Raw genomic sequence first — 7,243 nt, 5'->3', positions numbered from 1 at the left:
GCCGTTAGGCGCTGCATCTCTTCCTGCCCCAGGGTGACGCGTCCTTGCAGTTCCGCTCCCTGCGTTCTAGCGGCGATTGCCTCGCGCTCGCGCTCGGTTGCAGCCGCCGTTAGGCGCTGCATCTCTTCCTGCGCGACTGCGGCTCTCCCTTGTAGCTCAGCTACCTGTGCCCTTGCGGTGTTTGTCTCGCGCTCGCGCTCGGTTACAGCTACTCTTAGATGTTGCATCTCTTCCTGCCCTAGTGTGACGCGCCCTTGCAGTTCCGCCACCTGCGTTCTAGCGGCGTTTGCTTCGCGCTCGCGCTCTGTTACGGCTGCCCTTAGACGGTGCATCTCTTCCTGCCCTAGTGTGACGCGCCCTTGCAGTTCCGCCACCTGCGTTCTAGCGGCGTTTGCTTCGCGCTCGCGCTCTGTTACGGCTGCCCTTAGACGGTGCATCTCTTCCTGCCCTAGTGTGACGCGCCCTTGCAGTTCCGCCACCTGCGCTCTAGCGGCGTTTGCTTCGCGCTCGCGCTCGGTTACAGCTGCTATTAGGCGTTGAATCTCTTCTTGCGCGACTGTGGCTCTCCCTTGTAGTTCAGCTACCTGAGCCCTTGCGGTGCTTGCTTGTTGTTCGCGCTCTGCTACATCTGCCCTTAGACGTTGCATCTCTTCCTGCCCTAGCGTGACGCGCCCTTGCAGTTCCACTACCTGCGCTCTAGCCGCGATTGCCTCACGTTCGCGCTCGGTCACAGCCGCCGTTAGGCGTTGCATCTCTTCCTGCCCCAGGGTGACGCGTCCTTGCAGTTCCGCTACCTGCGTTCTAGCGGCGTTTGCTTCGCGCTCGCGCTCGGTCACAGCCGCCGTTAGGCGTTGCATCTCTTCCTGCCCCAGGGTGACGCGTCCTTGCAGTTCCGCTACCTGCGTTCTAGCGGCGTTTGCTTCGCGCTCACGCTCGGCAAGGCTTTTGTTAAGCAAGGTGCAGAAGACTCCACTTGTCCCACTCAGGGCAAATCCATCAAAAAAATTCGGTGGAGTACCGAAGAACACTTTTAGCCTCTCTTGGCATCGGGAAACATAATAGCGGTTTAGCCCGTCAAAATATACAAAGTCATACCCAAGGGCCAAAATAAATGCTTCCCATTGCAGATGGGTTTCAGTCTGGGTCGTTGGCAAGGTGCTTTCAATCACCACTATCCAAGGGCGCACTTCGGATGGTTGCCAACTCTGGAGCACCTCTGCTTCCATGCCCTCGACATCGATTTTAAGCCAATGGATGGGTTGCGCCTTGTACATTTCTAGCAAGTCACCCAGAGAAATGGTAGGGACAACTGTCTCGCTAATGGGGAAGCCGTTTCTTGTGTGCATGGCCGCAACATGAGCGTCCCCTGTGCTCAATCCCGTATCTTCAATTTCAAAGAGGCTTCTAACGCCGCTACCGCCTCCAATGACGGCTTGAATTACGACTTCGTCCGGGCGCGCCGCACGAAGTTTCTCCGCGTACTTCGTCACGGGTTCCACATGAACACCGCGCCAGCCCTGCTCATAAAACGCCAAGCTAACGGAATCGACTACCGGGTCCTGCGCTCCAACGTCAATATAAAAACCTTTGCCAACATCCTTTAGAGCCCTCCAAAGCATAACATCCTCGAAGTTTTGTGCATATGATGTAAGCACTCTCTAGCCTCCTACCACCATCGTTAGGTTAGCTCTTGTTTTGTCTTAGTAGTTATGGTGAAAGATGCGTCCAACCAACTTGAACCGATGAAGACTCGGTAGTCCGCATTTACGACGTCGAACACTAGGATGTTGTCGACCCATTCGTAATTGTTTTCTAGATGGGTGTCTGAGCTAACTAGTGCCGGACTAAAGGAATACGAGCCTGGCCCTAGGGTACAGGAGAAAGGCAAGCAGAACTCTACTTCTTCTCCTGCCTGCAGATTCCTTATGATCTGCCCAGTATGCCATGTGTTTGTCCCCCAGACTACGTGGCCTGTCCGGTCACGCAACATGTAGCCTAGCACCAACCGAGGAACTGCCTCGTTAATTGACGCGACAAGCTTAAGCTCCAACTTTTGCCCCACCCGCGCAACTTCGACTGGTTCTTGCGTTTCTGCATCGAGCAAAGCCAAGCTCTTTATGTTTGCTTGCAGGGTACCCGAGCGCGTTACTAACCAGCCGTTCTTTTCGCGCCGCTGCTCGATGCTCAGTTTGGCGTTCTCTTTCTCGGCAATCAAGGCGTTGTAGTAATCTACGACTTCGTCAGGGAGCCCATCTTTAACTACCCTACCGCCGTCAAGAAGAATCGCACGGTCGCAAATGGCCTTAACATCACCGAGGCTATGTGTGACCAATAGAATAGAACTACCCTGATCCTTAAAGCGGCGTATTCTGTCAAAGCTCTTGTGTTGAAAATAGCTGTCCCCGACAGACAGAATCTCATCGACGATCAGCAAATCCGGACGGAAAGCGGTGGCGACACTAAAGGCTAGACGAGCCTGCATGCCGCTAGAATAGATGCGCACTGGTTGGTCAAAGTACTCGCCGATTTCAGCAAAAGCTTCAATCTCTGGCATAATCCGTGTTATTACTGGAACACTGTGGCCCATAAGCCCAGCGGAATGATATGCGTTCTGCCGTCCAGTCAGTTCTGGGTTAAAGCCCATACCTAGTTCGAGGATAGCTGAAATGCGCCCAAATGACCTTACTCGCCCTGCTGTGGGACGGGCAGTGCCTGTAATGAGTTTTAGGAGCGTGCTCTTCCCCGCACCATTTGGGCCGATTATGCCAACTGCCTCTCCTGCGGTGACTAAGAACCCCACATTTTGTAGTACCCAGTGCTCTTCTAGCGGAGCGGCTTTGCCGCCGAACCATGTCCAAATCCGCTGTATTTCACTGCGGTACCGCCTATATGCCTTTCCCAAGTCTTCAACATGCAATTGCACACTCATAGGGCGTCTACCATTTCCGCTGCCGCCTTCCGAAACAGGAATAGCGCCATACCCATAAGAATGAGTGCTATTGCTGCTACTGCTGCGACGCCTTCATATAGCGGAGCCTCCCCAAATACCATAACGTTTTGATACGACCTGACTAGATGGTACATGGGGTTGAAGACCATCCAATTGCGATATGCTTGAGGCAAGATGTCCGGCATGTACACAATGGGGGTAAACCAAAAACCAAACTGCAGGACCACAGGAATGACTTGTGCTATGTCCCGCATAAACACATTCAGCACCCCCAACACCAGTCCTAGACCGACGCCAAACAGCGCAACAACAAGCATCAATAAAGGGACCCAAAAGACATGATATGAAGGCAGGTGCCCAAGCGGAGCAAATATTACAAGACTAGCGCCTAGAAGCATAATATTATTGACGAGCGCACTACCGGCAAGGATTAGAGGAAGTGTAATCCTGGGGAAGGACACCTTTTTCATGAGGTTCCCATTGTCCACAAATATAGTGAGCGAACGCGTGACAATTTCCGAAAACAGCGACCATGCCAAGGTGCCTGCTGTCAAGTAGACGGCATAGGTAAACCTGTTCGTTATCCCGGGTAGGCGCGCCGATAGCACTGCGGAGAGCACAAAAGCAAAAGTAGCGACCTGCGCTAAAGGATGTAATATCATCCAAAGCCCGCCGAGCTTACTGCGAACAAAACGCGTGCGCAACTCAGAACGGATAGAAGATACGATAAAGTGTCGGTAACGCCATGCCCCGGTCATTAATCCCAGCATAAAACCTCCTACTGAGCCCACCGGTAAGCTACAACTGTACAACACTGTAACAGCCTCGCATTACCTACAGCTCCGTCAGCCATATGGTTTCTTCAAAGTCATACATACTGTGGTCAACAGACGGCGATGAGTCCTCCACGTAGACTAAGTCGCCAAAGAGCTTTCGCAACATACCTAGCTTAATGTGCTGTAACAAGGCGTTAAGAGCAGGAGTAAGGCAGACCTTCTTCCTGTGCATTTGGGCAATGAGCCTAACCATTTCTGATGTGCATACGTATTCTTTGTTCTGTGGGAAGAAAACGCCTTCGACACTGTTATCTACCAAGCCCCGGATGAACTCGCAAAGGTGGTCGATATAAATCATGCTGCGCTGGTTTCTTATGCTCGGAAAGACCGGCGTGAGCAAGGCTAGGCGACGCAAGCGCTGGTAGTTACCGGGGCACCCTTTGCCATAAACCATAGGAGCGCGGACAATGGCAACGCGGAAACTCTCGTCCGCCAATTCCGAAATCAGCTGTTCCCCCTGCAGCTTAGAAAGTCCGTAGTGACTGCGCGGGGCTGGTTTGGTTTCTGCGGTTATTACGCCTTCGTCAAGCCCATAAACGCTCATGGAGCTAAGTTGGATGAACTGCTGCACCCCGTCCACTTTTGCTTTTTGCGCTAAAGCGCAGGCTAGGTCACGATTTACTAGGTAGAATTGCGTCGCATTCTGCCTATTCTCGCGTACATGGGCGATACCAGCCACATTTACAACCGCATCAGCTCCGCGAAAGTCCTTGTTCAGCCAGCAGTTGCCTAGGGTATCGACTACTTCCACCGCATACTGCCCGGGGTAGGTTTCTAACCAGCTAGCGAGGCTCTCACCGATGTAGCTCCCGGCCCCCGTTATGATTATTCGCCGCATCGGTGCTCGCCCCCTCTAATACACCTCTCGCCAAGATCACATTCCATGCCGTGAGGAACAGTATTTTGGCGTCAAAGGCTAGGCTTAAGTGCTTGGCATAATGGCCGTCATACTGCGCCTTTTCGTCAATAGACAGACTGTCGCGACCTGAGACCTGCGCCCACCCAGTAATGCCGGGGCGAAGCGCGTTTGCGCCGTTTGCCTGTCGTTTGGCGGTAAGGTCGTATTGATTCCACAGGGCAGGGCGGGGGCCCACTAAGCTCATGTCTCCCCGCAGAATGTTGATTAGCTGTGGGAGCTCGTCTAAGCTGGTGCGCCTTAGGACCCGTCCTACTTTGGTGATGTAAGTTTCGGGCGATGCTAGGAGGTGGGTAGGGACATTGGGTGGGGTGTTAGCATACATAGTACGAAATTTAAGCATTTGGAACTCGGTATTGTCTTTGCCGATGCGGCGCTGCAGGAACAAGACTGGGCCACGGGACTCCACTTTAATTAGAATGGCTATGAGTCCGCACAATGGGGATAGTAGTAAGATGGCAATTAGTGCAACAAATAGGTCCACAAGGCGCTTTATGCGTAGATGGGCACTGTTCATGGCAATAGCCGTTCTAATGTGGCAGCAGCTTGGGTTAGCAGCAAGGCCTCCACACTGCGGGCAAACTCCATAAGTTCCTCTGAGGTACAGCGCTGGCTCAGAGTTTTAGTTGCGGTAGACACATTTCTCCAAGTGTCTTGGTCCACGAAGGGCGGGCTAGTAACGAATATATGTGGGTTTTTGGTGGGGTGCAAGCCTTCGGCACCCGTGTGGATTTCTTCGACAAGCTTTTCTCCCGGCCGTAAACCGGAGAACACGATGGGTATGTCTTGATACGGCCGCAAACCGGATAAGTTAATTAGGTCTAGGGCGAGGTCTAGCACCTTGACAGGGCGCCCCATATCAAGCACAAACACCTCGCCTCCGTTCCCCATTGCGCCAGCCTGGATAACTAGGCTCACGGCCTCAGGTATGGTCATGAAATAGCGCATCATATCGGGGTGAGTTACGGTAACGGGGCCGCCCTTGGCGATTTGCTCTTTGAAGATGGGTATGACACTGCCGCGGCTCCCCAATACATTGCCAAAACGTACGGACATAAACTTGGTTGATGGACCATTATTGTTTAGGCCCTGCAGCAGAACCTCGGCAAGGCGCTTTGAGGCACCCATCACTCCACTTGGGTTAACCGCTTTATCCGAAGATATTAGGACGAAGCGTTCCGTATGGTGATGCAAAGCCGCGAGAGCTACGTTATTTGTTCCTAGGACGTTGTTCTGTAGCGCCTCTGCGGGGTGGCTCTCCATAAGGGGAACGTGCTTGTAGGCTGCCGCGTGAAAGACGACGTGCGGTTCGTATCCAGTAAATACGGCGTTAATGCGCACTGCATCCCGTATGTCTGCAATGAGCGGCGTAATGGGGAGCAGTTGGTAAGCGCCGGTTAACTCGCGGTGTATCTCGAAGATGCTGTTTTCACCACGCCCCAGCAAGAGAAGGTGTTCGGGGTTAAGGCGCGCAATCTGCCGCGAGAGCTCGGAGCCAATGCTGCCGCCTGCGCCGGTTATAAGAACTCGCTTGCCTCGAATGTAGCTGTTGATAGTATCGCCGTTCATCTTTACCTCTGGGCGGGGGAGAATATCTTCAATTTGCACATCTCGCACTTCGTTCATTTTGAAGCTGTCACGCAGGAGCCTATGCAGGCTAGGGACAGTTTTTGGCATAATATTGAGCTTTCGGCAGCGCAGTGTGATATCGCGTACAAGGACCGCAGGAGCGGAAGGCATGGCAATAATGACATGTTCAATTCCCTGTTCTGTCGCCACTTGTTCAAGCAGCGACACACGGCCCAAAATACGAATTCCGGCCAGTTGCATGCCAGATTTCGCAGGGTCGTCATCCAGAAACCCTATAATACTGTAATCAAGCTCTGGGTGTTTGGCAATCTCTTCTACCAAAGACCTGCCGGCATCACCAGCGCCGATAACAAGCACCTTCTGGCGGCCAGGGGCACGGCCGCTACGCCTGGTGAGGTTGTCTACTACCCGAATGCCAAAACGCGTCCCGCCTACGGCGGCCACATTCAAGAAGAACTGCATTACAAAAACGCTCCGCGGGAAACCCATATTGGGTACAGCATAGAACACAACGAACAGTGAAGTGGTTGCCAAGCCGACAGCAAGGACAATTGACAACAGGTCGCGGACTGAAGCATAGCGCCAGATGCGGCTGTAAAGGCCAAAGCTGTAGTAGACCACGAGATACACGGGTGCGACTAGGAGCAAGTACCTAAGCCATGTGCCGTAAAAAATTGGTGGCAAATAGCCATCAAAGCGAAGAAGTAGCCCTGCCAGCCCGGAGGCCGCCAGCGCCACTACATCGCTTAACGCAAGAAGCAGTTTATATTTCCACAGCAAGCTCATGGTGGGTTCGTCCCCTTACGCTTAGGTAATTTGCGCGCTGTCGAATCTTGCGACAGATTTCGACAAGCCTCGACATAGAACTTACTACAATGTTAATAGGTGGAGTCAAGACAGCAAGACAACACTACGCCAAAATGCTAGAGTTGTCAACTGGATGCCAGTGTT

Annotated in this window: 6 protein-coding genes; all 6 read right to left on the bottom strand. The window is 52.9% G+C overall.

Annotated elements, in window-relative coordinates:
* Positions 1-1,655 (bottom strand): FkbM family methyltransferase (locus KGZ66_11895; GenBank protein ID MBS3986288.1); only part of this gene is annotated, 1,655 nt, incomplete at its 3' end.
* A 23-nt stretch (positions 1,656-1,678) separates the two neighbouring features.
* Positions 1,679-2,929, bottom strand: a complete 1,251-nt coding sequence (locus tag KGZ66_11890) for an ABC transporter ATP-binding protein (protein ID MBS3986287.1) — start codon at positions 2,927-2,929, stop codon at positions 1,679-1,681.
* Positions 2,926-3,720 (bottom strand): ABC transporter permease, encoded by a 795-nt coding sequence (locus KGZ66_11885; GenBank protein ID MBS3986286.1) that lies wholly within the window; start codon positions 3,718-3,720, stop codon positions 2,926-2,928. The genes KGZ66_11890 and KGZ66_11885 overlap by 4 nt, the downstream gene beginning before the upstream one ends.
* Positions 3,721-3,784: 64 nt before the next feature.
* The gene (locus tag KGZ66_11880) at positions 3,785-4,624 is read right to left on the bottom strand and encodes an NAD-dependent epimerase/dehydratase family protein (protein ID MBS3986285.1); all 840 of its coding nucleotides are present in this window, start codon (positions 4,622-4,624) and stop codon (positions 3,785-3,787) included.
* Positions 4,581-5,219, bottom strand: coding sequence for a sugar transferase (locus KGZ66_11875; protein MBS3986284.1), 639 nt, complete (start codon positions 5,217-5,219; stop codon positions 4,581-4,583). The genes KGZ66_11880 and KGZ66_11875 overlap by 44 nt, the downstream gene beginning before the upstream one ends.
* On the bottom strand, positions 5,216-7,078 hold the full coding sequence (locus KGZ66_11870; protein ID MBS3986283.1) for a polysaccharide biosynthesis protein: 1,863 nt from the start codon (positions 7,076-7,078) through the stop codon (positions 5,216-5,218). Before KGZ66_11870 ends, KGZ66_11875 begins: the two co-directional genes overlap by 4 nt.
* Positions 7,079-7,243: the final 165 nt, after the last annotated feature.

This window comes from Selenomonadales bacterium, assembly GCA_018335585.1.
Taxonomy (GTDB): Bacteria; Bacillota; UBA994; order UBA994; family UBA994; genus UBA994.
Note: the sequence above shows the minus strand (reverse complement) of the source record. Positions and strands in the feature narration are given on the sequence as shown.